Source organism: Caenibius tardaugens NBRC 16725 (genome assembly GCF_003860345.1).
Lineage (GTDB): Bacteria > Pseudomonadota > Alphaproteobacteria > Sphingomonadales > Sphingomonadaceae > Caenibius > Caenibius tardaugens.
The window spans coordinates 1,225,460-1,251,666 of sequence record NZ_CP034179.1 but is presented as its reverse complement, the minus strand read 5'-3'; the positions used below and the strand labels follow the sequence as shown (position 1 = coordinate 1,251,666).

The following is a 26,207-nucleotide window of genomic DNA, read 5'->3' as shown; positions in this document are numbered from 1 at the left end:
GGCAGTTCCTCAGCGTGGTGCCAGGCGGTTTGCGGCATCCAGGCGGACGGCTTCACCGTTCATGTAAGCGTTCGAGATAAGATGGAGCGCGAGGTCCGCAAATTCGGCCGGATAACCCAGCCGGCGCGGGAAGGGCACAGTAGCGGCAAGGGCGGACTGCACTTTTTCCGGAAGGGTTTTCATCATCGGGGTAAGAAACAGTCCCGGAAGAATGGTATTGATCCGTATGCCTTCCCCCATCAGATCGCGCGCGACAGGAAGCGTGAGGCCGACAACCCCCGCTTTCGATGCGGCGTAGGCCGCCTGTCCGATCTGGCCATCCTGCGCCGCGATGCTTGCGGTGCAGACGATGGCGCCGCGTTCGCCCCCTTCCAGCGGATCGAGCGTCAGCATGCCTTTTGCAGCGGCAGCGATGCAGCGGAAGGTGCCGAGCAGGTTGATCTGCACGACCTTCTCGAATGCCGCCATGGGGAAGCTCAGCGGTTCGCCGGTTTCCCGATCACGGGAAGCCGTTTTGATGCCACTGCTAATGCCTGCGCAATTGACGAGAATGCGTTCCTGCCCGTGCGCGGCTCTGGCCTTGGCGAATGCGGCATCGACCTGTTCGTCCGAACAGACGTTGGTCTGGCAAAAAATGCCCCCAAGTTCCTTCGCCAGTGCCTCGCCGCGTTCGGCATCCATATCGAAAATGGCAAGTTTTGCGCCGCGCATGGCGAGAGCGCGGCTGGTGGCTTCTCCCAATCCGGAGGCGCCCCCGGTGACAACGGCCGCAACGCCGGGTTCAATGTGCATGTCTGTTTCCTTGGTCACGAAAAGTCAGCATGCCGCGCCCGGACCAGTGGATCGCAAAAGCATGCCTTGTTAGGGAAAATCAGTCGGTTTCCTGCGGTGCGATGCCCCAGTTGCCCGACCCATCAAGAATGGCGTTCATGCGTTGCCCTTCCCGGGCAATCAGGGCTTTCGTCAAAGTCATTGGACCATTGATGTCATTCAGGATTTCATCGATACGTTCGAGCGCGGCGCCGCAAACGATACCCGCAAGATAGGTCAGGACGGCTTGCAGAACGCAGGGAACCAGTTCCTCATCGCTGAGTTCGCCCGTCAGCCATTCCTGATTCAGGGCATATTGCAGGCTCGCGATGTGGCTGATCGAACGTGTGATGTCGGTGCCGCGACGAAGCTGGCGGCGCGCCTGCACCAGTTCCAGCCATGGGCCGATGAAGCCAGCTGCGGCCCGTCGCAATTCGATGCGGATCGTCTGATCGGCTGTAACCGAGAAATACATGCTGATCAGCGCGGAGAGATAATCCCGTAACTGCTGGTTGCGCAGGTTTGTGGCGACAAGCGTGCTTAACACCCAGTCAAAATCATAGGTCGTGCGGGCTTGCGACAAGGCGTGCAGGAACTTGTCATAATACTGGCGAACGGCCGCTACGATCAGCGCCTCCTTGCTGCCAAACGCATTGTAGAGCGTGCGGAGCGAGACCTCCGATCTCGTGGCCAGTTCCCGCATGCCCATCGCGTCGGCACCGTCCTCGATCATCATACGCCGGGCCTCGCGGAGAATCCGCCGCCGCCGCGCAAACATTGCCGGGCTGCCACGCGTCATGGCGCTCATGGAAGCGATAACGCGATCGTCGTCCGCGTTGCTCGGGGGTAAATGATCGGTTGCCATAAAATTGCACTCGTTATATTTATGATTCGTCTATCACGAGAACGCAGTTTGTCGCAATACCAGAATTTTCGGCATTAATGCTCGAACCTCATGATTTTCATTCTGCGTGTGTTATAACTTTGGGAGTATGATGGTGGGTGGCATTTCCGGCCTTTCGCGGCCTTCGTTCATGGCGGACGAAGAGTTTGCGATGTTCGCGCATTCGGTTGGGCGTTTTGTCGCGGAGGCCTTGCCGGCGGAACGTATGGCCGCCTTCAGGGCGCAGGGTATGGTCGATCGCGCGCTTTGGAACAGCGCCGCCGAGGCTGGGCTTCTCGGGCTTTCGGTACCGGTTGCATATGGCGGGGCGGGCGGCGATCTGCGCCATGAATTGATCCTGGCCGAACAACTGGGATGGGCCGGGATAGAAGGGTGGGATGTGACCCTGCATAATGCCGTGATCGCCCCATATATCGTCGCTTATGGATCGGCGGAACAGAAGCAGCGCTGGTTGCCGAAAATCTGTTCGGGCGAGATGGTTCTGGCCATTGCCATGACCGAACCGGGCACCGGATCGGATTTGCAATCCATCCGCACCCGGGCTGTGCGGGATGGTGACGACTACATCATCAACGGCAGCAAGACCTTCATCACCAATGGACAGCACGCCGATCTTGTCCTTGTTGTCGCGCGAACCGGTGACGGGAAGGGCGCGCAAAGCCTGTCGTTGATCGCGGTTGAAACCGCGGATGCCGCGGGCTTTTCCCGCGGCGCCAATCTGGAAAAGATCGGTCGGGAATGTGCCGATACGTCAGAGCTGTTTTTCCATGACGTGCGTGTTCCGTCCGCCAATGTGATCGGCGCGGAGGGGGGCGGTTTCGCCATGTTGATGGAGAAACTCCCCCAGGAACGGCTGGTGATCGCCATACAGGCGCTGGCAGGGATCGAATATGTGCTGGCGCTGACCATCGATTACACCAAGGAGCGCAAGGCTTTTGGGCAGGCCTTGATCGATTTTCAGAATACCCAGTTCGTCCTTGCCGAGTGCAAGACTGAAGCGGTGATGGCGCGCGCCTTTGTCGAACGGTGTGTCGAACTGCTGCTGGACGGTAAGCTCGACAGCCCGACCGCCTCCATGGCCAAGTCGGCGGTAACCGAAATGCAGGGCCGTATCGTGGATCGCTGTCTCCAGCTGTTCGGCGGATATGGTTATATGTCCGAATATCCGATCGCGCAGGCTTTCAAGGATGCGCGCGTGACGCGTATCTACGGTGGGACCACCGAAATCATGAAATTGCTGATCGCACGGACATTGTGACTATGGCGAGGATAGATGGGCGGCATACAGGGCCGCTGGCGGGTGTTCGCATCGTGGAGTTTGCAGGCCTCGGCCCGGCGCCCTTCTGCTGCATGTTGCTGGCTGATCTTGGCGCCGATATCCTGCGGATCGATCGGCCGGGCCACAGCCCGCATCCCGCGGATGTGACCTGGCGCGGGCGGCGGTCGCTGGCGCTCGATCTCAAGGATTCAGGCGATCTGGCAACCTGTCTGGCTGCGATCGATAAGGCGGATGTCCTGATTGAAGGGTTTCGGCCCGGCGTGATGGAGAAGCTCGGCCTTGGCCCTGACTTGATCTGTGCCCGCAATCCCGCGCTGATTTACGGGCGAATGACCGGCTGGGGGCAGGAGGGGCCACTGGCCCATGCGGCAGGCCACGATATAAACTATATCGCCCTTACCGGTGCGCTTGCTGCCATCGGCGGTGCCAAGGGGCCGCCATCCCCCCGTTGAATCTGGTTGGCGATTTCGCAGGAGGGGCACTCTATCTTGCCGTGGGCATCGTCGCCGCACTGTTTGAGCGCAGCCGGTCCGGGCAGGGGCAGGTGATCGATGCGGCCATCGTCGATGGAACGGCATCGCTGATGACCTTCTTTCAGGGCATTGTTGCCTCCGGCCTCACGGAGATGTCGCGCAGCCGCAACCTGCTGGGCGGGCAGGCGTCCTTCTACGGCGTATATGCGTGCGCCGATGGCAAATATGTTTCGGTCGGGCCGTTGGAGTCGCAATTCTTCGCACAATTGCTCGCGGTTCTGGAACTGGATGCGCAGCATTTCGAACGACGCCATGATCCCGCCACGTGGGCGGAAGGCCGGGCCCGGATCGGGGAAGCCTTCGCGCGCCGCAACCGCGACGAATGGTGCGCCCTGCTGGAGGGTACGGACGCCTGCTTTGCGCCCGTGCTGGACCTCGATGAGGCGCCGCATCATCCGCATATGGCCGCCAGAGGGATATATGTGGAGCAGGGCGGCGTGGTGCAGGCCGCACCCGCGCCCCGGTTTTCGCGGACGCCGGGCCGGATCGGCGCGCCGCCTTGCGCTGCGGGTGATGGGGGCGCAGAATTGTTGGCCGAGTGGGGCATCGCGCGCACCGCATCCCGGTGATCGGTGTGCGATGCCAGATGATGGAACGGGAAATGTGAAGCAGAGGTGGGAAATGGCTGAGCAGCGTGTTCATGTGGATGTTGACGATGCCATTGCCTATGTCCGTCTCAACCGCCCCGACAAGCTGAACGCGCTCGACATGCCGATGTTCAGGCAGATATCCCAGACGATTGAGCGGTTGCGGGCCATGGATTCTCTCCGTTGCGTGGTGCTGTCGGGCGAAGGTCCGGCGTTTTGCGCCGGGATCGATCTTGCGCTGCTCAAGGGCAAGGATGACGTGAAGACCGTGCTGCGCGAACGCAATGCCGATCAGGCCAATCTTTTCCAGGCGGTCGCCTGGGGATGGCGGATGCTGCCGGTCCCGGTGATCGCGGCGGTGCATGGCGCGGCGATAGGGGCTGGTTGCCAGATCATGCTGGGCGCCGATGTGCGGATCGCCACGCCGGATGCGAAGATATCCCTGCGTGAAACCTATTGGGGTCTGGTCCCCGATATGGCTGCCTTCCCCTTGCTGAAGGGGCTGGTGCGTGAAGACGTGGTGCGTGAACTGGTCTATACTGCGCGGGTGGTGCCGGGCAGCGAGGCGGGCACTCTGGGCCTTGTGACCCATATTGCCGACAGCCCGCTGGAACAGGCAAAGGAACTGGCGCAAACAATTGCGGCGCAAAGCGGAGAAGCCGTCCGGGCCGCCAAGCGCTTGCTCAACGCGATGGCGCAGGCGAACTCTGCCGATTTGTTGCACGCGGAATCGGAAGAGCAGGCTGCCCTGCTGGATTCGGTCGGTCATGTGCAGGCTGTCGCCGGGAAAGCCATTCGCTGATCGGTCTCCAGCCGGGCCGATAACCCGGCGCTTCAGGTGCCGTTTTGCAGCGGGATCGATGTCTTGTACACCACCGGCCGCAACGCGAAACTGGTTGTGACCTCGGAGATGCCGGGGATACGGGTCAGCTTGGACCGGAGAAAATCTTCAAACGCGCCCAAGGATGAAACCAGCACCCGCAACTGATAATCCGCGTCCCCGGTCATGAGGTAACATTCCATGACCTCTGAAAAGGCGGTGACCGCTTTTTCGAATTCCGCCAGATGCCGGTCATCCTGCTGATCGAGGCGTATCCGGACAAACGCCGTCACCGGGAGGCCGACAAGGTCCGGATTCACCAGCGCCACGTAGCGGGTGATGATCCCGCTGCTTTCGAGTTGTTTCAACCGGCGAAGGCAAGGGCTGGGCGACAGGCCAACTTTTTCCGACAATTCCTGATTGGTCATCCGGCCATCAGACTGGAGTTCATTCAGAATTCGACAATCTATCTTATCTAAAGTCATAATTGGCAATATATGCCAATTCTTGTCTCATAAAAACAAATTTATGCTGTTTGTGGGTGTGATTACCGCAAACTCCGCAGGGACATGCCATGGCTGCCGCTGCTAATTGGCCCTCAAACATTTTGAGGATTGCCTGTGGTACCTTCCCTGCCAACTGATCGCCAGAACACCGTTGAGGCCCTGAACCAGCTGCACAACCGGCTGTTGTGGCTTTCCTCGTGGATGATCCACAACGCCAACCATATCCGGCCCAAGCGGGATGGGCTGAAAGTGGGCGGGCATCAGGCGAGCTGCGCGTCGATGACGGCGATCATGGTGGCGCTTTATTTTCATGCGTTGCGTCCGCAAGACAAGGTTTCGGTCAAGCCGCACGCCGGGCCGGTGCTCCACGCGATTCATTACCTTCTCGGAAACCAGACGCTTGATCGCATGCAGCGTTTTCGCGGCCTGGGCGGTGTGCAAAGCTATCCGAGCCGCACCAAGGATGCCATCCCGGTCGATTTCTCGACCGGCTCTGTCGGCCTTGGCGTGGCTGTGACGGCCTTCACCAGTCTGGTGCAGGATTATCTGATTGCCCACGGACAGGTGCCGGAAGACCAGGCCGGGCGCATGATTGCCCTGATGGGCGATGCCGAACTGGATGAAGGCAATATCTACGAGTGCCTGATCGAAGGCTACAAACACGATCTGCGCAACTGCTGGTGGATTGTCGATTACAACCGGCAATCGCTCGACAGCACGACCGCAGACAGAATGTTCCGGCGTTTCGATGACATTTTCGAAACCTGCGGCTGGCGCGTCGTCACGCTGAAATACGGCAAGCTGCAACAGGAAGCGTTCAAACGGCCGGGCGGCAAGGTCATCGAAGAGTGGATCGACAATTGCCCGAACGCCGAATTTGCCGCCCTGACCTATCAGGGAGGGGCGGCCTGGCGCGAACGGCTGATGGCTGACATCGGCAAGGATCGTGATGTGAACGCGCTGCTCGCATCGTTTGACGATGATGCGCTTGCGGCCCTCATGACCAATCTTGGCGGCCATTGCATCGAAACCTTGATTGATGCCTTCGACAGCATCGATGATAACCGGCCCACCCTGTTCATCGCTTACACCGTTAAAGGTTACGGTCTGCCGCTGGCCGGTCATAAGGACAATCACTCGGGCATGATGAACCCTGCCCAGATGGAGAAATTCCGTGCCGGTATGGGGATCAGGGAAGGGGACGAATGGGAGCCATGGGCCGGGCTGGGGGATAATCTGGCCGCGCAGCTCAAGGCGTTCGTCGATGCCAGCCCCCTGGGACGGAAAGAAAGCGAGCCGGTCGCACCGGCTATCCCGGTTCCCCCGCTCCCTGCGCCCGATGGTGCGGAACAGTCAACCCAGGCCGCGTTCGGGCGTATCCTGCTCGATCTTGCGAAGTCCGGCGATGAACTGGCCGACCGCATCGTAACGACGGCTCCGGACGTGACGCAGACCACCAATCTGGGCGCTTTCGTTAACCAGCGCGGGCTGTTCAGGCGGCAGGAACTGGCCGATGTGTTCCAGAAGGCCAAAATTCCCTCGGCGCAGAAGTGGATACAACATGCCGCCGGTCAGCACATTGAACTGGGCATTGCCGAAAACAACTTCTTCATCATGCTGGCATCGCTGGGTCTGGCTGCGCCCCATTTCGGAACGCGGCTGATCCCGGTCGGCACGGTGTACGATCCCTTTATCGCACGTGGTCTCGATGCGCTGAATTACGGGTGTTATTCGGATGCCCGTTTTCTGCTGGTGGGCACGCCGTCCGGTCTGGCGCTGGCGGCAGAAGGTGGCGCGCACCAATCGATCAACACGCCGCTGATCGGGATGGGGCAACCCAATTTGACCTATTTCGATCCGGCTTTTGCCGATGAACTTGCCGCAATCATGCGCTGGTCATTCGAACATATGCAAAAGCCCGATGGCAGTTCGGTTTATCTGCGGCTTTCGACGCGGACGATCCCACAGGTCGCGCGGGATGATCACGGCTGGGAAGCCGATGCGCTGAAAGGCGGCTACTGGTTGCGCAAACCGGCACCGAATGCCGAGGCCGCTATCGTTTTCAGCGGGGTTGTCGCGCCGGAAGCGCTGGAAGCATGGGAGCAACTGATCGACGATATTCCGGGCCTCGGGCTGTTGAATGTGACGTCTCCCGATTTGCTGCATCGCGGGTGGTCGGCACGGCGCGCGGCGCGCTGGAACGGCGATCGGGCAGAGCCGTGCCATGCGCAGCATTTGCTGTCCGCCCTTGCGCCTGATGCCGGGCTGATCACTGTGCTGGATGGCGCACCCGGCGCGCTGTCGTGGCTGGGCGGGGTCGCGGGCATGCGAGTCAGCCCATTGGGCAACGACCGGTTTGGCCAGACGGGCGATTTGCCTGATTTGTTCCACACCTATCGGCTGGATGCGAACGCCATCGTGGATGCTGCTGCCGAACTTTTTCTGGAGCGTTGCCAATGACCATTGAAGTGAAGATGCCCGCGCTTTCCCCCACGATGGAGCAAGGGACACTGGCCAAGTGGCTGGTGAAGGAAGGGGACACCGTTGTTTCGGGCGATATTCTTGCGGAGATTGAAACCGACAAGGCGACGATGGAATTCGAGGCGGTTGACGAGGGGACGATTCTTTCGATTGCGGTGCCCGAAGGCACTGAAGACGTGAAAGTCGGCACGGTGATTGCGACGCTGGGTGCGGAAGGGGAAACGGCTGCGCCTGCGCCCAAGGCACCTGCACCGAAGGTTGCGGACGAGCCGGCGGCCAAAGCGGCGGAACCGGTTGCGGCGCCTGCGCCTGCCCCCGCGGCAGAGGCCAGGCCCGCCCCGGCGCGTGCGGCGGTGCCCAAGGCTGCGGAAAAGGGCGATCGCATTGTCGCATCGCCTTTGGCCCGGCGGATTGCGGAGCAGACGGGTATCGATCTGGCCGGTGTGCAGGGCAGCGGCCCCAATGGCAGGATCGTCAAGGCGGATGTGGTCGATGCGAAACCGGGCACGGCTGTGCCTGTTGCCGCCGCTCCTGCCCCCACCGGGCAACCTGTGGCCACGTCGCTGACGGATGCCCTGCCTGATTTCGGCATTCCGTTCGAGGATGTGAAGCTGTCCGGCATGCGCAAGGTGATTGCGCGCCGCCTGACCGAATCCAAACAGCAGGTGCCGCATATCTATCTGACCGTGGACGTGCGGCTTGATGCCTTGCTCGCGCTGCGCGGGGAACTGAATGCGGCTCTGGCCGCGCGCCATATCAAGCTTTCGGTCAACGACATGCTGATCAAGGCGCTGGGTGTGGCGCTGATGCAGGTGCATGCCTGCAACGTGTCCTTTGCCGGCGATGTGATGCGGCAGTACAAGCGGGCGGATGTCTCGGTTGCGGTGAGCATTCCGGGCGGTCTGATCACCCCGATTGTCACCGATGTTGCGGCCAAGGGGCTGGCGCAGATTTCGACCGAGATGGCCGAGCTTGCAGCCAAGGCGAAGGACGGCAAGTTGCAGCCGCACGAATATCAGGGCGGCACGGCCAGCCTGTCGAACATGGGCATGATGGGGATCAAGCAGTTCGATGCGGTGATCAATCCGCCACAGGCGATGATCCTGGCCATTGGCGCGGGCGAGAAACGCCCGTGGGTGATGGAGGATGGCACGCTTGGCGTTGCGACGGTGATGTCGGTCACCGGCAGCTTTGACCATCGCGCCATTGATGGCGCCGATGGCGCCCAACTGATGACGGCCTTCCGCGAACTGGTGGAAAAGCCACTGGGCCTTGCGGCCTGATCGTTAAAAACGGGCCATCGGCGCATGGCCCGTTTCGGCGGCATATCGCGTCCGGCCAGGCCGCCCTATCGGATGGCCTTGCCGGATGTGATCACCGCCCCATGGCGGATAGATCGCCTTTCAGCCGACCATCGCGGGCACAGACCGGCGATGGGCGATGCGCCATGCGCCGTCCGTCAGGCGCAATTCGTCATGAAATTCGGCAATGGCGGCGGGGGTGGGAACCGCTGCAAAACCATCGCCTTCGTGCTGCGCCGTGTAGAGGGTGAAGGGGGTTACCGCGTGGACGGTGTCCGCGCTGACATCGCTGAACCATGTCTGATGGCAAAGGTGCCGGGTTTTGAAGGCGAGCGGACGGTCGGCCCAAAGCGCGGCGATTTCACCCTGCCCATGTGCCTTGGCATCCGGCCTTTCGAAGATTCCGTCAGGCGTGAACAGGGCGACAGCCTCGGCAAAGCGGCGATTGTCGACGTGGGCGGCAAAGGCGGCAATGACATTGCTGCATGCCGATGTGATGGCTGCGGTTTCGAGATTGCTCATGCTGCACTCCTGCCTGTTGCGATGTTGATAATAGAGCGCCAATCCTCTGGCACCTGCGTGCCATGCCAGGCGACATGCTGATCGGGCCGAACGAGGATCAGGCGTGAAGGCCAGCGTTCCAGCACGCTTTCCCGTTCGAGTGACACAACGGTAGCGGGTATGTCGGCTGCGGCTTCGGCAAAGCCGGTCAGATCGAACGTACCGATGGCCACAAGCGTGAAGCCCGGACCGAGCAGATCGAACAGGGCGCGTCCGTCATTAAGAACAACATGGGGCAACCTGCCACCGGAAAGAATGTGCCCCTGGCAGCGCATCGGATCGAAATCGGTCGCGATGCCGTCATCGACGTTCACTGCCGAATTTTCGTAACGGAACCCATGCTCGATGCCCCAGCTCTCGTTCTCTGCATTGCCGAGGTCGCGAATGGCATGGCCGAGTGCGATCCGCCGGTCGGCGGCATCCGGCTCGTCGATGGAAGCATCGGCCGCATGGAGAGCGAGCTGTTCATTGATGGCAAGGCGCGTTGCGAGATGGCCGAAGGCCATGTCCCGATTGCGGATCGCGGTTATGCGGCGTTCGGTGTCATAGCTGTCGAGCAACGCTGCGCCGCCCCAGCCGGTGATTGTTGCCGCGAGTTTCCAGCCCAGATCGATCGCATCGCCGATGCCGGTATTCATCCCGTAACCGCCCGTAGGGACGAACTGGTGCGCGGCATCGCCGCACAGGAATGCTCTGCCCGACCGGTAAGCGGTCGCCACGACGACATGCGGCGTCCAGGGATTGGCGACCAGAATGTCGAAGTCAAAGTCACGCCCGACAAAATCGCGCAGCAGTTCGGCGGGATCGGAATCCGGAGAACAGCCGACCACGTGCAATGTGAAGATATCGCGGCCATTCTGCGCAATCATCGTGCCTTTCAGCGTCTGCAAATGATAGGCGAGCCCAAACCGGCCCAGCGTGTCGACATCCTCGCTCTGAAAATGGACCATGAAGGCCTGGGCAATGGCGTGCTGGCCTTCGAGATCGATACCCAGATCGCGCCGGACCTTGCTGCCGCCGCCATCGCAACCGACGAGATAGCGCGAACGGACTAGCACCTCTTCACCGGTTTCGCTGTTGACGAGGGTTGCCGTCACGCTTTCGCCATCTTGTTCGAGCGTTGTGTATTTCCAGCCAAACCGCACATCGACGGCCGGACTGGCGTCGATTTCCTGCTTGAGCACCGGTTCCAGAACGATCTGCGAAACGCGCATCGACGGCTCGCGCGTACCGCTGCCATCGTTGTTCAGCCGGGTGATTTCCGCGGCGGCCTGCGGGGCGGGATAGGCGAAACGGTGCAGGACGTGGCCAAGGGGCCCCGTTGCCCACACGATATCGAGCGGTTCGCTTTGTGCGACGCCCACCGCGCGGAGCTTGTCCACGATGCCGAGACGGCGAAACAGTTCCATGCTCCGGCCGTTGGTGAGGTCCATCTTGGGATGGTCTGTCGTTGATGTATTGCGTTCGGCAACGATGGAACGGACGCCATGCCGCGCCAGTTCAAGCGCGAGAGTCATTCCGACTGGCCCCCCGCCGGCGATCAGGACATCCGTATCGAAAGTGTTCACGTCGTCTCTCTCCGTCTAATTTTTCTGCCGCCGCCGCTCTGCGATTTCGGGGCGGGCGGCGAACTGCACGAACCAGTCGAGCAGTTCGGGCCGGGCCATGATGTCACGGCTGGCGGCTTGTTCCGCAGGCACGCCCATGATCAGCTTGCGGATGGGGACTTCCATCTTCTTTCCGGTCAGCGTGTAGGGGATACCCGGTGCGATGACGAAGGCGTCCGGCACATGGCGGGGGCTGGCCTTGGTGCGCAGGGCGGAAACGATCCGCGCCTCGAGTGCCTCGGTCCATGCGGCATCGGGGCGCAAGGTCAGGAACAGCGGCATGTAGAAGGCGCCATCCGCCAGTTCGCAGCAAATGACCAGCGCATCGTCCACTTCGGCGATATCGTCGAGCGGACGATAGATCTCGCCCGTGCCGATCCGCACGCCATAGCGGTTGAGCGTGGAATCGGACCGGCCATAGATGTAGACGCCGCCGCGCGTGTTGATTTTCGCCAGATCACCATGCCGCCAGACATCGGGATAGGTGGAAAAATAGCTGTCATGGTAACGGCTGTTATCCGTATCCCCGAGGAAGCGCAGCGGTGCTGACGGGAAGGGCCGGGTTACCACAAGCTCCCCTTCCTGATCGACGAGGCTGTTGCCTGCATCGTCCCAGACATCGGCGGCAATACCCAGCGCCCGCGCCTGAATTTCACCGGCATAGACCGGCTGGATCGCCACCCCGGTGACCAGACCGCTGCACAGGTCGGTGCCACCCGATTGCGAGGATACCCAAAGGTCTTCCTTCACATGATCGTAAAACCAGCGAAATGTTTCGGGTGTCGAGGGGGCACCCCCCAGCAGGATCATGTCCAGCTTTGAAAGGTCGCAGATGTCTTTGGGCCGGATACCGGCGGCGTGCATGTTCTTGACCAGCGTGGGGCTGGCACCGAATGAGGTGGTGCCGGTGGCGGCGGCCATTTTCCAGAGCATGTCCACACCGCCAAAGGTGGGGCTGCCGTCATAGAGCACGGCCGATGCGCCGGTAATGAGGGCCGAAATCACCGAATTCCACATCATCCAGCCGGTGGTGGTGTAGAAGAACATGCGTTTGCCCGGGCCCAGATTGCAACTCAGGCCCATGTTCTTCAACTGTTCGAGAATCATGCCGATATGCGAATGGACAATGGCCTTGGGCAGGCCGGTGGTGCCCGAAGAGAACAACACCCACAGCGGGGCATCCGCCGCCACGCGTTCATAGCGGAACGCCTCGCGCGGCACGGCGGGCGCGGCAAGGAGTTCTGCAAAGCCGGTTGCGGGAAGCGTGCACGGAGCCCATTCAAGATCGACGTAATCGAGCCGGATAACCTGCTCGAGAGAGGGGAGATTCGCGATAATTTCCGCGACTTCCGTGCGCCTGTCGAAAATGCGTCCGTTGAAGCTGTAGCCGTTGCAGACAAAGGCCAGTTTGGGTTCCAGTTGCCTGAACCGGTCCAGCACCATGGCCGCGCCGAATTCAGGCGCGGCGGACGACCAGATGGCGCCGATCGCAGTAACCGCAAGCATGGCGATCGCGGTTTCCGGCACATTGGGCATATAGGACACGACCATGTCGCCCGGCCCGATCCCCATGGCGCGCAGGCGTGTGGCAACAGCGCGCACCTTGCCACCCAGATCAGCCCATGTCAGCGTGCTGAGCGGACGGATTTCGGTGCTGTGGTACAGTGCGATTTCGTCTGCCGCCGCCCGGGCTTCATGCCTGAGAACATGTTCCGCGTAGTTGGCGCGGATATCGGGAAACCACCGGGCTAGGAACATGGTATCCCCGGCGACCACCGTTTCCGGGTTGCCGTCAGCGGCAATTGCGAAATAATCGAAGATCGCGCGCCAGAACCCGTCCAGATCGTCGACCGACCAGCGCCAGAGATCCTCGTAATTACTGAATACAAGCCCGCGATCGTCATTCAGCCAGTGCATGAAACGGGTAAGTTGCGCTTGTTCGATGAACGCCGCATCCGGTGTCCAGAGCAGGCTTCCTTCCTGAACCGCGCTGGTCAAGCCGGCCGCTCCTTCTCCACGCGGTTTTCGATATGGCCGATGCCGTCGATCTCGACACGCACGACATCGCCTTCACCGAGAAAACGCGGCGGTGTCATGGCGGCGCCAACACCCCCAGGCGTACCCGTGAACAGGAGATCGCCTGCCTCCAGGGTCATTGCCTGACTGAGATGGGCGACTTGCTGGGCGGGGCTGAAGATCAAATGGCTGGTATTGGAGTTTTGCCGCATTTCGCCGTTAACGAAACTGCGGATGCCAAGCGTTGCGGCATCGATTTCATCAGCCGTTACAATCCACGGTCCGAACGGGGCATGGCTGTCAAACGATTTCCCGATCGAGAACTGCCCCGTGCGCAGCTGCCAATCCCGCACGCTGACATCGTTGCCCACGCAATAGCCGAAAATGGCGTCGCCCGCGCTTTCCGCCGGGATATGGCGGCCGCCGCGTCCGATGACAGCGACGAGTTCCGCTTCATAATCCAGCGCGGCAGACGCCACGGGAAGCTGGACAGGATCGAACGGGCCGTTTGCCGATGTGCTGGCCTTTACGAACCATGTCTGGTGTTCGGGCAGTTCAATACCGGCTTCGCTGGCATGATCGGCGTAGTTGAGGCCGATACCCCAGATTTTGCCGGGGCGGGCGATGGGGGCGAGCAGTCGCAGTTCCGACAGGGCATGGTCGGGATTGGCCAGCAGCGTTTCCACCTGTGGGCCAAGCTCATCCCAGCGCTGAATGAGCGCGATCATGTCGTTACCCGCACCGGAAATGTTCCGGCTGATGCTAGCCATCGATTGCCCATCGGTGATGCCCAGTTCGATCTGGCCTGCGATCTCGTATCGCGCAATTTTCACCGGTGTTTCTCCTCTTCCCGCTATGTGTTTCTGATCCGGTTTGGCGTTTTATGCGGAAGGCGCAGACCCTTGGCGCATCAGGTCGTCTTTCGGCACGCCAGCGCGAAACATCTCAACCAGAAGATCAGGATCGAATTCCACACCCACTGGGTTGCTGGCAAAGGTATCCGACTTGAAAAACGCCGAAGGGCCGCCGGGATACGACGTATTATCGGTCTGGATTTCGAGTTTTACGCCATTCGGATCGCGATAATACAGCGATGTCGTGGGGCCATGATTGATCGCCCAGAACGGCACGATATCCGTCTGCTTCAGGCGCTCATAGTTTTCGATGAAACGGGTGAAATCGCGAATGGTGAACGCGATATGGTCGACGCCCGCCACTGTATCCGACAGTTCGGTAAGATCGGGAAGTTGCCCGATGGCAATACGATGGTGTTCGTTGTCGAATGTCAGGAAGGCAAGGCCATCCTGATAATACACATCCACGGTGTCAAAGAATTCTCTGTACCAATCAAGCGTCTTGGCGAAATGATTCGTTCTTATAACAAAGTGGGCGATGTAATCGGGACCGCTTCGTCCCGTCATACGATGCGCACTGTCGGTCATTCATACTCTCCCGGATCTGTCCATGGGACAGGGTCGTACTTAAGGTGGGTTTCGGCTCGGCCCCGAGGCCGCAGATCGGGGCATGCCTAAATGCAACTGATCGAATGGTCAATATGTCAGTTTAATTCTCGCGCCGAGGGTGGTTGGTGGGGGACATCGGGGCGGATTGCGATACCATACTGTCTTGATGGTAAGGCTGGTCGTCGCTACGCATGGGGGATGAACGATAAGGAAGGCCATAACGGCGAGGCAGCGGCCGCTGCCGACGAAGCTGTGCCAGCAGAGAAAAAACGGCGCCGTCGGCGCCCTGAAGAAGTGCGCAGTCTGGTCCTGGCCGCAGCCATGGAAGAATTTGCGACATCAGGATTTGATGGGGCTTCGGTGCGCAATATCGCTGCACAAGCCGGTGTTTCCCTATCTCTCCTGTTATACCATTTTGTTTCAAAAGAAAATTTGTGGAAAGAACTGGCGCTGGACACGGCAAGCCGCTTGGGCAAGGCGCGTGCGGAAAGTTTGAAGGCGCGATCCGATTCTCCGAGGGAGCGGTTACGTGTCGCCATTCGCGCGCTGGTAGAAACCTTCGCGGAAATGCCCGATTTCCACCGTTTCATGACGATTGAGGCGCATCGCCCGTCGGATCGTCTGGATTGGCTTATCGAAACCTTCGTTGGTGAAGAACATGCGCGTTGGTGCGAGCTGATCGAAGAAGCGCAGAAGGAGGGATTCGTGCGGTTTATTCGGCCAGATCGGCTTCGCTTTGCCATTACCGCGATGGCCGCAGTGCCGTTTGCGGTGTCTGCGGAATACGAAAAACTGAGTGAGCGCAATCCCTTCACACGTGCGGAAGTGGAAGAAACGATCGCGATGATCGAGACGCTGATTTTCGTATGATCGCTAATTATTGACCTTTCGATCAGTAACTGATAATTCGACGATACTGGCGCACGGATTCACGAGGCGGCGGTTTCGAGATTTATTGGGAGACTGGCATGACATCCGCTTTCGCGCGGCAGGCTGAAGAAGCGAATGGTCGCTTTGCATATGACCTCCATGATGACCTGATTGATCAGGCACGGGCGCTGCGCCCCTTGCTTGAGCGGCATGCGGCTGAAAACGAGGTTTCGGGAAAAGTTGCCCCCGAAGTTATCGATGCGATCACGAAAACGGGTGCATTCAGCCTTGCGGTTCCGCGCCGTTGGGGTGGACTTGGTGCCTCGTCGCGGACGATGGCGCTGTTTTGCGCCGAAATCGCGAAAGGCTGCCCGTCAACCGCATGGGTCGTGTCGATCCTCAATTCCACGGCATGGATCGGAAGCAAGACAAGCGAGCCGATGCAGCGGTTGATGTTCGGGGACACGATCGGCAAGGTTTGCGGCCCACAGGTGGGCGGCGGCACTCTGGAAGAGCGCGACGGGCGTTTCTTCGTGACGGGCAAGTGGACCTATGCGTCGGCCTGCTACCATGCGGACTGGGCGCTTGTCCCTGCGACTGACGCGAACGGGGAAATTAACCTCGTACTGCTGCGCATGGCCGATGTGCAGATTGATCATACCTGGATCGTTGCGGGCATGCGGGGCACCGGATCGGAAACGCTGGTTGCCGACAACATCGAGATCGGAGCCGATCAATTCTGCAACAAGTCTGTGCTGGGTGAAATCACCCATGGCGGCAGCGAACCGTCTGATTATTGGCAGAGTATTCCGGTTCTCAGAGCCAAGGCGCTGGGGGTTCTGGTAGGCACGGTTCAGGGTCTTTTGGACGTTGCGCTGGCCAGCAAGGACAAGCCCTACATCTACGTGACGGGTTATGCGCGGCGCTGCGATTCCCCGGTGTATCAGGCAACGATCGGGGAAATGGCCGCCAAGATCGCGACGGCACAGCTCTTGCTGGAGGAAACCACCAGCCTTGCCGACAATGCGGCCGAAGCGCAGCGGCAACTCGATATCGGGGAGCGGGCGATAGTAGGGGCCAAAGCCGGGCTTGTCACCGAACTGCTGTCGCACTGCACCGACAGGCTGATGGATTTGCTCGGTTCGTCGGGGTTTGCCGACACCAACCCGGCGCAGCGATACTGGCGTGATTATCACATGGGATCGCGTCATATCATCTTTAACCGCGATCTCGCTTACGAGGTTCTCGGTCAGCGCCTGCTTGGCTTTGAAGAGATGATCGTGCCGCTGGAGCGCGTTTGATCCTGTGTCGGACAATGCGCACGATGCGAACCGGGCACAGCAGAACGTGATGCCAAGCGATACCGCGCTGCCACCCGAAACGGCAGATTTCTCGCGCTTCAGTACGTACAATTATACGCCTCTTGAAGCGCGGGCCCTGCTGGATCGAGACCGTCTCACCAACCCGGTGCCTTACAGCGAGGAATTGGGCGGGTTTCACATTTTCCGTAATTTCGAGGATGTGAAACGCGGCCTGACGAATTTTGGCCTCTATGCCTCTTCGCCGTCCGTGCAGCGGCCATTGCCCAAGGGTGACATACGGGATCACCCGCAGGCGGTGGCAATCAACAGCGATCCGCCCGAGCATAGCAAATGGCGCAAATTGTTGGTCGCCGGCATGAATGCCGGGGTGCCTGCGCGCATTGAGGAGCGGGTGCGTGCGGATGCGGCGGAACTGATCGATGCGATCGTGGCGAACGGTGGCGGCGATCTGGCGGCGGATCTTGCCCACCAAATTCCCCAGCGCGCGATATTTTATGTGCTTGGTTTCGAGCGTGATGCGGAATTGTCCGGCGTGCATGACATCACACAGAAGCTTCTTGGCAGTATGCGCGATTCCGCCGAATATCGGAAGAATTTCGACAGTCTTGCCGCGATGGGCCTGCGCGCTGTGGCAGAACGGCGCCATACGCCGCGCGATGATTTCATGACGGTACTGGCCAATTACGATTTTGATGGTCGCCCGCTCGATGCCGAAGAGGTGGGGCGCGTTATCGCCACCCTGCTGATTGGCGGAAGCGGGACGGCGGCATCGACGATCACGTCGTTGTTATGGAATATTTTCGCGCAACCGCAGGTGCGCAATGTCCTGAACGGGAATGCGGATCTGATGCCGGTAGCGGTCGAAGAAACGCTGCGTTTGTGGACGCCGTTTTTCGCGCTGTATCGGAATGTGACCGAAGACCACGAGGTGCATGGCAAACGGATCGCGAAGGGCGATACGGTCTACATGTGCTGGCAGGCGGCGAACCTCGATCCGCAACAGTTCGAAGCGCCGCATCAGTTCCGGCTGGATCGGGCGGAAAACAGGCATCTTACGTTCGGTTTAGGGCGCCATTCGTGCATCGGCGCGCCCACCGCGCGGATGGAAATGCGCGTTGTCGCGGAAGAAATGCTCAAGCGCGGCAGCGCCCTGCAACTCGCGAAGCCGGAGGATGTCCAGCTTTGTTTCGAAGGCTCGGAAACCTTCGCCATTCCTTCATTGCCCGTCACCTGCGGGTGATGGCAGCCAACGTTCAACACCATATTGGGAGAGCCCCATGAAACCTGCCCAGCCCCGCTTTCAGAAAACACGCGCATACACACCTGAATCCGTGGCAAAACGCCAGGAAGTGATCGATGTCGCGATCCGATATTCCTCCTCTCTCGAGAATTTTGACCTTGAACGGTATGTCACGTGCTTCACTGACAATCCCCAGTTCCTGATCCGCGATCCGGAAGAAAACGATTGGCGCAACTATGCCAGTCCGGAAGTGGCGAACACGCCGGGCGCCAGTCTTGCGGTCGGTGTTGCGCAGGCGCGCTTCACTTTGGGCCGGATCGATTCCATCCACTGGATTTTGTCGAATTTCGAAGTGGATATCGATGGCGACAAGGCCTGGATGCGTTGCAACTTCACCTGCACGCACCGCATGGATGATCATCCTTCCGGCGCGTTTTGTGTGCTTGGCGGTTATTATGAGGATGATCTGGTGCGCGTTGACGGGGAATGGCGCATTGCCATCCGTCGTACCGATATCCGCTGGCGCACCGGCGATATCGCCATCGTCCGGGGCGGCGGTAATCGCTATTCCGAAGAAATCATGACGACAACCGAGATTCAGTGATGATCGGCGGGTTTGCACCGATCAGGCGTTAACCAGGATTGCGGATGGAATTGGCACTGGCTGGACGCAGTTCTGGCCAGTGCCTTTGTCTTCGTACAGCGCGATGCCGTGGGATGTAACTGCGCCCGCCATCATGCAGTTGCCAGGTTTCTATTCCGATTTTGGGGCAAGGCGATCGCCGAACGCCTCTATAACCGGAAGCGGATTGAGAAATTCGAGGTGTTCTATCACTTTCCCGTCTGCGAAGCGCAGTATGATGACGTACTTGTTTTCGTAAGGCGATCCCCAGGCTGTGCGCGCTTCTGAACTTGCCGTGACAAAAACCAGATTGTTGTCATCGGCCGCCGCATGGATGTCTACCGAGTGAAAGCGGAATGAATCCCATGACTTCCAGAAAGCGGTGACGCGATCGCGATTTGGGATGATTCCCGTGGTCCGCCCATGCCGACCTGCTGGCATGAAGGGGGCCTGCATGGAAAGGTCCGGATGCGCGACCTCTGCCCATTCCTCTCCGGCGCCACGCGCCAGAATGTCTAGCCACCGTTTTGATTTTTCGAGGTTCTCACTCATGGATTGGCTCCTTATCCGCTTCGTTCCCTGCCGTTCATATCGCCTGACAGAGGGCATGCAACAATCTTATTGACCATTTAAAAAGTAGCGATATATTACTGATCATAAGCTCAGTAACGTATCAAATGTCGTTGGAGTCTGGTCGCCGGGTAGTGAGTTTTGATCCGAAGTGGCTTCGCAGGAAGTGCTCCGGACTTCGGGGTCTCGCCACAGGGTGCCGGATGGCGCGGCATAGGAAGCGGTTGTCGCTTTTCCATGAAACAAGATGATTTGGGGAGGATACCTGGTGAAAAATAAGAATATCGTTCTGTTCGGCACGTCTGTCTTTGCCCTGATGGGCGTCGCAGCCCCGGCCCATGCGCAGGATACCGATCGGACACAGCAGAATGTCCTGATGGAAGATATCGTCGTGACCGCAACCAAGAAGGCTGGTGGCGAACGTGTGCAGGACGTCGCCTCTTCGGTCACCGCGTTCAGCGGCGAACAGCTTGATGCAATGCAGTTCCGCAGTGTGGAGAGTCTCTCGTATTCTGCGCCGAACGTACAGCTGGATGACGTGGGTTCGATCAAGGGCACGGCGAACTTCGCCATTCGCGGTCTTGGCGTGAACAGTTCGGTGCCCAGCATCGAGCCTGCTGTCGCGACTGTTATCAATGGCGTTTATCTCGGCACGAACAACGGCGCGATCATCGATATGAACGATATCGAATCGGTCGAAATTCTGCGCGGTCCACAAGGTGTGCTGTTTGGCCGTAACGTCACCGGCGGCGCCGTTCTGCTGCGCACCCGCCGTCCGAGCGGGGATTTCGGGGCAAATGCGAAAGTTTCCGTCGAAAGCGGTTTGCGCGGCACGGGAACGGACATCACCATCAGCGGCGCTGTCGAAGCCCCGTTGGCCAAGGATGTTCTGGCAGTGCGTCTGGCCGGTTACTACGAACGGGATGGCGGCTATTTCAAGAACGTCACGCTCGACCGCAACGATGGCAAGGCGCGTTCGTGGTTCCTGCGCCCCACGTTTTCGCTGACTCCGGCGCCGGGTGTGGAATTCGTGATTATCGGTGAACACGGTGAAGCCCATGGCGACGGCAGTGTGAACAGCAACCCGGGCGGCACGGTCAAGGCGCCGAAATTCGGTACCAAATCGAATATGCCCGGCGAATCCGATCTCGTGTACAATTCGCTTGTCGTGGAAGCCAATCTCGATGTCGGCCCCGGCAATGGCCGGTTGACCAATGTCTTCGGCTATCGCGATTACAAGGTCATGGTCACCAGCGACAACGATGGTTCGGCTGCCCATAGCTTCAATGCAGGAAGCTACATCAAGCAGCATCAGCTGAGCAACGAACTGCGGTATTCGGTAAAGATTGCCGATCGTATCGATTTCGTGACCGGCCTGTTCCTCTTCAAGCAGAAGATCGATTATCAAACGCTTGATGAGTTGCTGTTTGCCAATCGCGTCGGCCGGGGTGGCGGCATCCAGCATCAGGAATCGTGGGGTATCTTCGCGAACGCCGATATCGAAATCATCGACAAGCTGACGTTCGGCGTGGGCGCACGCTATTCGGAAGATCGCAAGCGTGTGAATATCGAACCGCGCGATTTCACCGCTTCACCTGCCTGTACCTTCATGGAAGGGTGCACCCACTTCACTTTCAACGATCGGTCAAAGTTCACCAGCTTTACGCCGCGCCTGTCGCTGAAATACGAGTTCAATGACGATGTTCAGGCCTATGGCCTGTACAGCCGCGGGGTTCGCGCGGGCGGATACAACTTGCGCGTGGCCTCGCTCAGCGTGCCGCCGGGGCCGTTCAACGACGAAACCGCCAACTCTCTCGAAGTGGGCTTCAAGGGCCGCTTCTTCGATCGTCGACTGTCCCTCAATGTTGCCGCATTCCGGAACAAGGTGGCTGACGTTCAGCGCGAACAGACTGCTGTGACAATCAACGGTGTGTCCACGCTTATTGGCAATGCCGGTGATATCGAGATCAAGGGCTTCGAGGCGGAGGCTTCGCTGAAGCTCGCACAGGGCCTGATTTTCCGTGGCTCGCTCGGCTATGTCCATGGCAAATATACCAAGGTCATTGCAGACCTGAATGGCGATGGCGTGATCAACGCGGTCGACAAGGCGCTCAAGATTCCGCGTCTGGCGCCGTGGACCTATAGCGCAGGCCTGTACTACGACACCGAACTGGGCAGTGCAGGGTCTTTCAATGCGTTCGTCAATATCGATCATCGCGGCGGTTCGCCCTTTACGGACAGCAACACCACCTTCCTGCCGTCAGTGGATTTGCTGTCGGCCGGGATAGGCTTTTCCCCGGCTGCCGCGCCGAACCTGAAACTCAGCGTTTATGGGCGCAATCTGCTCGATGACCGGGGGATGGGGGCCAATGCCTCGCTCGCCATCATTCCGACGGGCGGCTACTTCCAGACTATTCAAAAGGGCCGGGTATTCGGTGTAGAAGCCGCATACACCTTCTGATGGTGTGATGGAGGGCAGCCGCTCCCCTATTGGGGGCGGCTGCATCCGTTTCAAGAGAAAACGAAAAACGAGAGGCACGCCCCGTGGTTCAAATCCCATCGCAATTGCTGTCTGACCGCGCGGTCATTGTTACGGGTGGAGCAAGCGGCATCGGGGCGGCCACTTGCCAGTTGCTTGCATCGCACGGGGCCAAGGTCATCGTTGCGGACATTCAGGATCAGGAAGGTAGGCAAATCGCGGCGGATGCCGGTGGTCTGTTCGTGCAGCACGATACCCGCGATCCGGCATCGTGGGCGCGCCTGCTGGATGCGGGCAAGGCGGCGTTTGGCACTATCGATGGGCTGGTTGCTGCCGCAGGTGTCAAAGGCAATACAACCTTGCGATCCGATCCTGACGCGGCCGATTTCAATCGGACCGTATCGGTAAACCAGTTGGGTATCCTGCTGGGCGTCCAGATCATTGGCGAATACATGCGCAGCCAGGCAAAGGGGGCGATCGTCAATATCGCTTCTGCCACCGGGATGCCGCCCGCGATCAGCAAGGATATCGTTTATGTCAGCACGAAATGGGCGGTGCGCGGCATAAGCCGTGTTGCCGCGCGCGATCTCGCACCGTGTGGTGTGCGGGTTAACACCATTCTGCCTGGACTGGTGATGACCCCGATGATCGCAGGATCGATCGATGCGGATGCGGAACAGTTCGCCCGGGCCAAAGCATCAATCCCGATGCAGCGATTGGCTGAGCCCATTGAAATTGCGCACGCGGCCGCATTTCTTCTGTCCGATATGGCGACATATGTGACGGGTGCGGAGCTTGTTGTCGACGGCGGGCTGGTAGCCTGAACGCTGCGAAGGACATTACTTTCCATGACTCAATTGATCACTGGCGACACAGCCGATCTCGACATCGATTTCGCCGATCCGGCATTTCTGGCCAATCCCTGGCCAGCGCTCATGGCGCTCCAGCAGGACAATCCCGTCTTCTGGAGCGAGCGGAACCGGGGCTGGATCATCACGCGGCACGCCGATGTGAAAGCAGCCTATGCAGACAAGCGCCTGTCATCCGCGCGCGGTCTGGAACAGATTCTGCGCGACATTCCGCAGGAGGATCGCGACAAAGTCTCTGCGGTCAGCAAATATATCCCGCTGACCGTAAATCGCCTCGATGGCCGCGATCACATGCGGGTGCGGACCTTGATGATGAAGGCCTTTACGCCGGCAATCGTGCGCTCGCTCGGGCCGTTGATCCAGTCGATTGTCGATCGTCTGCTGGATGATGTCGGCGATGGTGGCGAAATTGATTTTGGCGAACGCATTTCGGCGATGCTGCCCCCCCTGGTCATCCAACATCTTCTGGGTATCCCGGAATCCGAACGGAATACCCTGTTCGGGCTCGTATCCGATTTTACCGCCACAACGGCGGCGGCGCGGGTCACGCCTGCGCTGGTGTACAAGCTCGACGAAACGCTGAAGACCATGAACGCGATCTTCAGCGATCTCATCGCCGATCGAGAGAAGAATCCGGGTAACGACCTGATTTCTCTGTTGGTGCAGGCCCGCGATGGGAAGGCCCGTCTGAGCCAGGACGAATTGCTGGCATCCTTCCACGCGATTATCGTGGCCGGGGCGGAAAGCACCGCGCACACGCTGACGACGCAGATCGTCCAGCTTTGCCGCCGCCCCGATCTTCAGGATCTGGTGCGGGGCGATCCCGAAGCGGCCTATCCTGTGGTGACCGAACTGCTTCGTTATCCCGGCACGGTGAAAGCGATGACCCGTCTCGCGGCCGAAAGTTTCACTTGGCATGACCAGCAAATCGAGAAGGGCGATCTTCTCTGGATCATGAATTTTGGCGCCAACGTTGACGAGAGGGTATTCGACGCCCCCCTCGAAATTCGTGCGGACAGGGACAATCGCGAATCCATGGCATTCGGGCCGGGGTTGCACCATTGTATCGGCCACATGCTTTCAAGACTGGAACTGGCGACGTTTTTTGCCAGCGCCTTTGACAGGTATGACATTTCCGTGCCCGAGCAGGACATGCAATATCATCCGAGCTTCGTGTTCTATGCGCTGAAATCCCTGAAGACCAATTTCCGCAAGAGGTAACCGCGAGGCCGCGGAAGGACGGCGCGAACGGTGCAGGGGGGCCAGTTGCCAGGCTGCGCAACCTGCGGTGTTCGCCCCCCGGTCTGCGGCTGGCAACGCGTTATTGCGTTGGAACCGGATCGGTCATGAACAGGTGATCATCAGGTTCGCCGGTGCGCGCACAACGGGGTTGTCCGTCCGCCATTGCACCGGTTCCGCCAGTGTGATGGTGTTGGTGATCGCCAGAATCTCTTCCAGCGCCACTCGCGCCTCAAGGCGGGCGAGACCCGCGCCCAGACAGAAATGCGCCCCGCCACCAAAAGTCAGGGCGCCGGTTTCCTGGCGGTCGATGTCGAAACGGTCGGGGTGGGCAAACCTTTCCGGATCACGGTTCGCCGCGCTGATCGAAAAGAAGATATCGCTGCCTTGAGGAATGGTGACACCACCGAGTTCCACAGTCGTGGCGGCATGGCGGGACGAGGATGGCGCAGAGGGGCAGTGCCGCAGCGTTTCTTCGATGACCGCCGGGATTAGCGCGGGGTTTGCCCGGACACGCGCCAGAATCTCAGGATGCTCGATCAATCGCACCAGCGCGTTGGCGATCAGGCCTGCCGTGGTATCGACCGCGGCGGTCACGATCAGCACACAGTTTGCAATCACTTCCGCTTCGCTCAACCTGTCGCCATCGCTGCCTGCGGCCCGCAGCAGGGCGATTATCCCGTCAGGATCACAGGTGCCGGGATTGCCGATGGTCTGATGGAAATACGTGGTCAGACCGCTGACTGCGGCGAAGGCATGATCCTGCGACCCCGCTGCACCCAGAAACAGGGGTTCGACCTGCGCGGTCCATTCGGCGGGATCGATGGCGAACATCGTCCGGATCATTTCGCAGGGTAGCCGTGTCGCCGCGATGCGCGAGAAATTGGCGGGAGCCTGCTGCGCCTGCTGGACGAATTCTCGCATGATATCGCGCGTGATCGCGCGGATTTTATGCTCCAGCGCGGCTACGGCGCGCAGTGTGAAGACGCGCGCCACCAGTGCCCGGGCCCGCCGATGGTCATCCCCATTCAGCGACATCAGCCAGTTGCGCACCACGGCCTCCACGGCGCTGTCAAAGCCGAAGGCGGCGGCCACCCCGCTGCCGGCGTAAAGCTCCGGATGGCGCAATCCTGCATGGGCCGGTTCCCATCCGCTCACGACAAAGAGACCGTCCCCGGCATCATGCACCGGCGATTGCCGACGAATATCGTTCCAGTATTCGTAGTAATCGTCACGCGCGCTGATTTCGAGGATACGCCATCCTTGGGGAATATCGCGGCGCATAGCGTACTCCTTTGTGCGATCAGGCTGGCGCGTCGTCGGGATTATGCGCCCATGGGCCGGATGATGTGTAGCCCCCATCGACCGCAAGGCATATGCCCGTGACAAATGATGCGGCATCGGACAGCAACCACGCGGCGGTTTCGGCAACATCGTCCACATGCCCGATCCGGCCCAGCGGATAATCCTTGCCCAGTGCCGCGATAATGCCATCATCGTCGCCGACCGATTGCCGCAACATCGGCGTATCGATCGAACCGGGTGCGATGGCATTTACCCGTATGCGCCTGGGGCCATATTCCGCCATGGCCGCGCGCGTGAGGCCGATTACCCCAGCCTTGGAAGCGCAATAGGCCGCCGTGCGTTGCTGGCCGAGCAGGGCCGCGCAGGAGGAGGCATTGACGATAGCCCCGCCGCCGGATTCGGCCATGTGCCGGGTCTGGTATTTCAGACAGAGAAACACGCCCTTGAGATTGACATCGATGGTCTGTTGCCAATCCGACAGAGGGGCCTGGGCGAGCAGCGGGCCCACACGGGCAATCCCCGCATTGTTGAACGCGGCGTGCAGCCCACCCAACATTCGAACGGTCTGATCGATCATGTCCGCGACCTGATCTTCATCAGTCATATCGATGGCAAGATGGGCGGCCCTGCCATGGTTTGCCGAAATCGCCTGTGCCGTTGCCTGCGCGGCGGTGCCATCGATGTCCGCCACCATGACCGCCGCGCCGCGCCGTGCGAGCAACATCGCGGTCGCCTGCCCGATGCCACGGCCTGCGCCGGTCACAAGGGCGACTTTCCCCTGCATATCGAGGGCGGAGAAGGGCGATCCTGCCATTATCGCTGC

Annotated in this window: 24 protein-coding genes; 13 read left to right on the top strand and 11 right to left on the bottom strand. The window is 59.9% G+C overall.

Annotated features, from left to right (window positions below; genetic code table 11):
* Positions 1–9 precede the first annotated feature (9 nt).
* Positions 10–792: an SDR family NAD(P)-dependent oxidoreductase gene (locus tag EGO55_RS05660; RefSeq protein ID WP_021691939.1), complete on the bottom strand. Its 783-nt coding sequence runs from the start codon at positions 790–792 to the stop codon at positions 10–12.
* A 79-nt stretch (positions 793–871) separates the two neighbouring features.
* A complete protein-coding gene (locus EGO55_RS05655) occupies positions 872–1,675 on the bottom strand; it encodes a TetR/AcrR family transcriptional regulator (protein ID WP_021691940.1) in 804 nt (267 codons plus the stop codon).
* A gap of 130 nt (positions 1,676–1,805) precedes the next feature.
* Between EGO55_RS05655 and EGO55_RS05650 the strand changes: the two genes are divergently transcribed.
* The 4 genes from EGO55_RS05650 to EGO55_RS05640 are packed head-to-tail and all read left to right on the top strand — an operon-like array spanning position 1,806 to position 4,915.
* Positions 1,806–2,972, top strand: a complete 1,167-nt coding sequence (locus tag EGO55_RS05650) for an acyl-CoA dehydrogenase family protein (protein WP_021691941.1) — start codon at positions 1,806–1,808, stop codon at positions 2,970–2,972.
* Between the two features lie 2 nt (positions 2,973–2,974).
* Positions 2,975–3,445, top strand: coding sequence for a CoA transferase (locus EGO55_RS21585; protein ID WP_280528970.1), 471 nt, complete (start codon positions 2,975–2,977; stop codon positions 3,443–3,445).
* The gene (locus EGO55_RS21580) at positions 3,442–4,095 is read left to right on the top strand and encodes a CoA transferase (RefSeq protein ID WP_280528969.1); all 654 of its coding nucleotides are present in this window, start codon (positions 3,442–3,444) and stop codon (positions 4,093–4,095) included. Before EGO55_RS21585 ends, EGO55_RS21580 begins: the two co-directional genes overlap by 4 nt.
* A 52-nt stretch (positions 4,096–4,147) precedes the next feature.
* Entirely contained in the window at positions 4,148–4,915 is a 768-nt protein-coding gene (locus EGO55_RS05640; RefSeq protein WP_021691943.1) for a crotonase/enoyl-CoA hydratase family protein, read from the top strand.
* 32 nt (positions 4,916–4,947) lie between these two features.
* On the opposite strand, the gene EGO55_RS05635 is transcribed toward EGO55_RS05640, so the two are convergent.
* Entirely contained in the window at positions 4,948–5,418 is a 471-nt protein-coding gene (locus EGO55_RS05635) for an Lrp/AsnC family transcriptional regulator (protein ID WP_084620466.1), read from the bottom strand.
* Positions 5,419–5,565: 147 nt separating this feature from the next.
* On the opposite strand from EGO55_RS05635, the gene EGO55_RS05630 reads away from it, so the two are divergent.
* Complete coding sequence (locus EGO55_RS05630; protein WP_283234547.1) at positions 5,566–7,899, top strand: transketolase family protein; 2,334 nt, start codon at positions 5,566–5,568, stop codon at positions 7,897–7,899.
* A complete protein-coding gene (locus EGO55_RS05625) occupies positions 7,896–9,203 on the top strand; it encodes a pyruvate dehydrogenase complex dihydrolipoamide acetyltransferase (protein WP_124916732.1) in 1,308 nt (435 codons plus the stop codon). The genes EGO55_RS05630 and EGO55_RS05625 overlap by 4 nt, the downstream gene beginning before the upstream one ends.
* Positions 9,204–9,323: 120 nt before the next feature.
* Here the strand turns inward: EGO55_RS05625 and EGO55_RS05620 are convergent, their stop codons facing one another.
* From EGO55_RS05620 to EGO55_RS05600, 5 genes are read right to left on the bottom strand one after another with little or no spacing between them, the layout of a single operon-like run.
* Positions 9,324–9,743: a nuclear transport factor 2 family protein gene (locus EGO55_RS05620; RefSeq protein WP_021691212.1), complete on the bottom strand. Its 420-nt coding sequence runs from the start codon at positions 9,741–9,743 to the stop codon at positions 9,324–9,326.
* Positions 9,740–11,350: an FAD-dependent monooxygenase gene (locus tag EGO55_RS05615; RefSeq protein WP_021691213.1), complete on the bottom strand. Its 1,611-nt coding sequence runs from the start codon at positions 11,348–11,350 to the stop codon at positions 9,740–9,742. The genes EGO55_RS05620 and EGO55_RS05615 overlap by 4 nt, the downstream gene beginning before the upstream one ends.
* Before the next feature lie 15 nt (positions 11,351–11,365).
* Positions 11,366–13,387 (bottom strand): acetoacetate--CoA ligase, encoded by a 2,022-nt coding sequence (locus EGO55_RS05610; RefSeq protein ID WP_021691214.1) that lies wholly within the window; start codon positions 13,385–13,387, stop codon positions 11,366–11,368.
* Complete coding sequence (locus EGO55_RS05605) at positions 13,384–14,238, bottom strand: fumarylacetoacetate hydrolase family protein (protein ID WP_021691215.1); 855 nt, start codon at positions 14,236–14,238, stop codon at positions 13,384–13,386. Before EGO55_RS05605 ends, EGO55_RS05610 begins: the two co-directional genes overlap by 4 nt.
* 48 nt (positions 14,239–14,286) lie before the next feature.
* Positions 14,287–14,847: a VOC family protein gene (locus tag EGO55_RS05600; protein WP_021691216.1), complete on the bottom strand. Its 561-nt coding sequence runs from the start codon at positions 14,845–14,847 to the stop codon at positions 14,287–14,289.
* A 90-nt stretch (positions 14,848–14,937) separates the two neighbouring features.
* Between EGO55_RS05600 and EGO55_RS05595 the strand changes: the two genes are divergently transcribed.
* The 4 genes from EGO55_RS05595 (at position 14,938) to EGO55_RS05580 (ending at position 18,904) form a co-directional block, all read left to right on the top strand.
* Positions 14,938–15,738: a TetR/AcrR family transcriptional regulator gene (locus EGO55_RS05595; RefSeq protein ID WP_210766655.1), complete on the top strand. Its 801-nt coding sequence runs from the start codon at positions 14,938–14,940 to the stop codon at positions 15,736–15,738.
* Positions 15,739–15,836: 98 nt separating this feature from the next.
* Positions 15,837–17,039 (top strand): acyl-CoA dehydrogenase family protein, encoded by a 1,203-nt coding sequence (locus EGO55_RS05590; protein ID WP_021691218.1) that lies wholly within the window; start codon positions 15,837–15,839, stop codon positions 17,037–17,039.
* Between the two features lie 49 nt (positions 17,040–17,088).
* Complete coding sequence (locus EGO55_RS05585) at positions 17,089–18,300, top strand: cytochrome P450 (protein WP_124916731.1); 1,212 nt, start codon at positions 17,089–17,091, stop codon at positions 18,298–18,300.
* Between the two features lie 37 nt (positions 18,301–18,337).
* Positions 18,338–18,904, top strand: a complete 567-nt coding sequence (locus tag EGO55_RS05580; protein ID WP_021691220.1) for a nuclear transport factor 2 family protein — start codon at positions 18,338–18,340, stop codon at positions 18,902–18,904.
* Positions 18,905–19,054: 150 nt separating this feature from the next.
* Here EGO55_RS05580 and EGO55_RS05575 read toward each other — a convergent pair whose 3' ends face one another.
* Positions 19,055–19,474 (bottom strand): nuclear transport factor 2 family protein, encoded by a 420-nt coding sequence (locus EGO55_RS05575; RefSeq protein WP_021691221.1) that lies wholly within the window; start codon positions 19,472–19,474, stop codon positions 19,055–19,057.
* Between the two features lie 286 nt (positions 19,475–19,760).
* Here EGO55_RS05575 and EGO55_RS05570 point away from each other — a divergent pair, with 286 nt between their 5' ends.
* The 3 genes from EGO55_RS05570 to EGO55_RS05560 all read left to right on the top strand — a co-directional run bounded on the left by EGO55_RS05570 (position 19,761) and on the right by EGO55_RS05560 (position 24,061).
* Positions 19,761–21,953, top strand: coding sequence for a TonB-dependent receptor (locus EGO55_RS05570; RefSeq protein ID WP_021691222.1), 2,193 nt, complete (start codon positions 19,761–19,763; stop codon positions 21,951–21,953).
* Positions 21,954–22,036: 83 nt separating this feature from the next.
* Positions 22,037–22,795 carry an SDR family NAD(P)-dependent oxidoreductase gene (locus EGO55_RS05565; RefSeq protein WP_021691223.1) on the top strand — a complete coding sequence of 253 codons (759 nt, stop codon included), beginning with the start codon at positions 22,037–22,039 and terminating at the stop codon, positions 22,793–22,795.
* A gap of 24 nt (positions 22,796–22,819) precedes the next feature.
* Complete coding sequence (locus EGO55_RS05560; protein WP_021691224.1) at positions 22,820–24,061, top strand: cytochrome P450; 1,242 nt, start codon at positions 22,820–22,822, stop codon at positions 24,059–24,061.
* A 123-nt stretch (positions 24,062–24,184) separates the two neighbouring features.
* On the opposite strand, the gene EGO55_RS05555 is transcribed toward EGO55_RS05560, so the two are convergent.
* Both EGO55_RS05555 and EGO55_RS05550 read right to left on the bottom strand, forming a co-directional pair.
* Entirely contained in the window at positions 24,185–25,363 is a 1,179-nt protein-coding gene (locus EGO55_RS05555) for a cytochrome P450 (RefSeq protein ID WP_021691225.1), read from the bottom strand.
* A gap of 19 nt (positions 25,364–25,382) precedes the next feature.
* A complete protein-coding gene (locus EGO55_RS05550; protein WP_021691226.1) occupies positions 25,383–26,198 on the bottom strand; it encodes an SDR family NAD(P)-dependent oxidoreductase in 816 nt (271 codons plus the stop codon).
* Positions 26,199–26,207: the final 9 nt, after the last annotated feature.

Bases quoted from the DNA above. Each gene is read 5' to 3' on its own strand.
- EGO55_RS05620 (WP_021691212.1), bottom strand. From the start codon at position 9,743: ATGAGCAATCTCGAAACCGCAGCCATCACATCGGCATGCAGCAATGTC.
- EGO55_RS05585 (WP_124916731.1), top strand. From the start codon at position 17,089: ATGCCAAGCGATACCGCGCTGCCACCCGAAACGGCAGATTTCTCGCGC.
- EGO55_RS05625 (WP_124916732.1), top strand. From the start codon at position 7,896: ATGACCATTGAAGTGAAGATGCCCGCGCTTTCCCCCACGATGGAGCAA.
- EGO55_RS05635 (WP_084620466.1), bottom strand. From the start codon at position 5,418: ATGACTTTAGATAAGATAGATTGTCGAATTCTGAATGAACTCCAGTCT.
- EGO55_RS05600 (WP_021691216.1), bottom strand. From the start codon at position 14,847: ATGACCGACAGTGCGCATCGTATGACGGGACGAAGCGGTCCCGATTAC.
- EGO55_RS05640 (WP_021691943.1), top strand. From the start codon at position 4,148: ATGGCTGAGCAGCGTGTTCATGTGGATGTTGACGATGCCATTGCCTAT.
- EGO55_RS05655 (WP_021691940.1), bottom strand. From the start codon at position 1,675: ATGGCAACCGATCATTTACCCCCGAGCAACGCGGACGACGATCGCGTT.
- EGO55_RS05560 (WP_021691224.1), top strand. From the start codon at position 22,820: ATGACTCAATTGATCACTGGCGACACAGCCGATCTCGACATCGATTTC.
- EGO55_RS05580 (WP_021691220.1), top strand. From the start codon at position 18,338: ATGAAACCTGCCCAGCCCCGCTTTCAGAAAACACGCGCATACACACCT.
- EGO55_RS05555 (WP_021691225.1), bottom strand. From the start codon at position 25,363: ATGCGCCGCGATATTCCCCAAGGATGGCGTATCCTCGAAATCAGCGCG.
- EGO55_RS21585 (WP_280528970.1), top strand. From the start codon at position 2,975: ATGGCGAGGATAGATGGGCGGCATACAGGGCCGCTGGCGGGTGTTCGC.
- EGO55_RS05660 (WP_021691939.1), bottom strand. From the start codon at position 792: ATGCACATTGAACCCGGCGTTGCGGCCGTTGTCACCGGGGGCGCCTCC.
- EGO55_RS05595 (WP_210766655.1), top strand. From the start codon at position 14,938: ATGCAACTGATCGAATGGTCAATATGTCAGTTTAATTCTCGCGCCGAG.
- EGO55_RS05650 (WP_021691941.1), top strand. From the start codon at position 1,806: ATGGTGGGTGGCATTTCCGGCCTTTCGCGGCCTTCGTTCATGGCGGAC.
- EGO55_RS05550 (WP_021691226.1), bottom strand. From the start codon at position 26,198: ATGGCAGGATCGCCCTTCTCCGCCCTCGATATGCAGGGGAAAGTCGCC.
- EGO55_RS05575 (WP_021691221.1), bottom strand. From the start codon at position 19,474: ATGAGTGAGAACCTCGAAAAATCAAAACGGTGGCTAGACATTCTGGCG.
- EGO55_RS05590 (WP_021691218.1), top strand. From the start codon at position 15,837: ATGACATCCGCTTTCGCGCGGCAGGCTGAAGAAGCGAATGGTCGCTTT.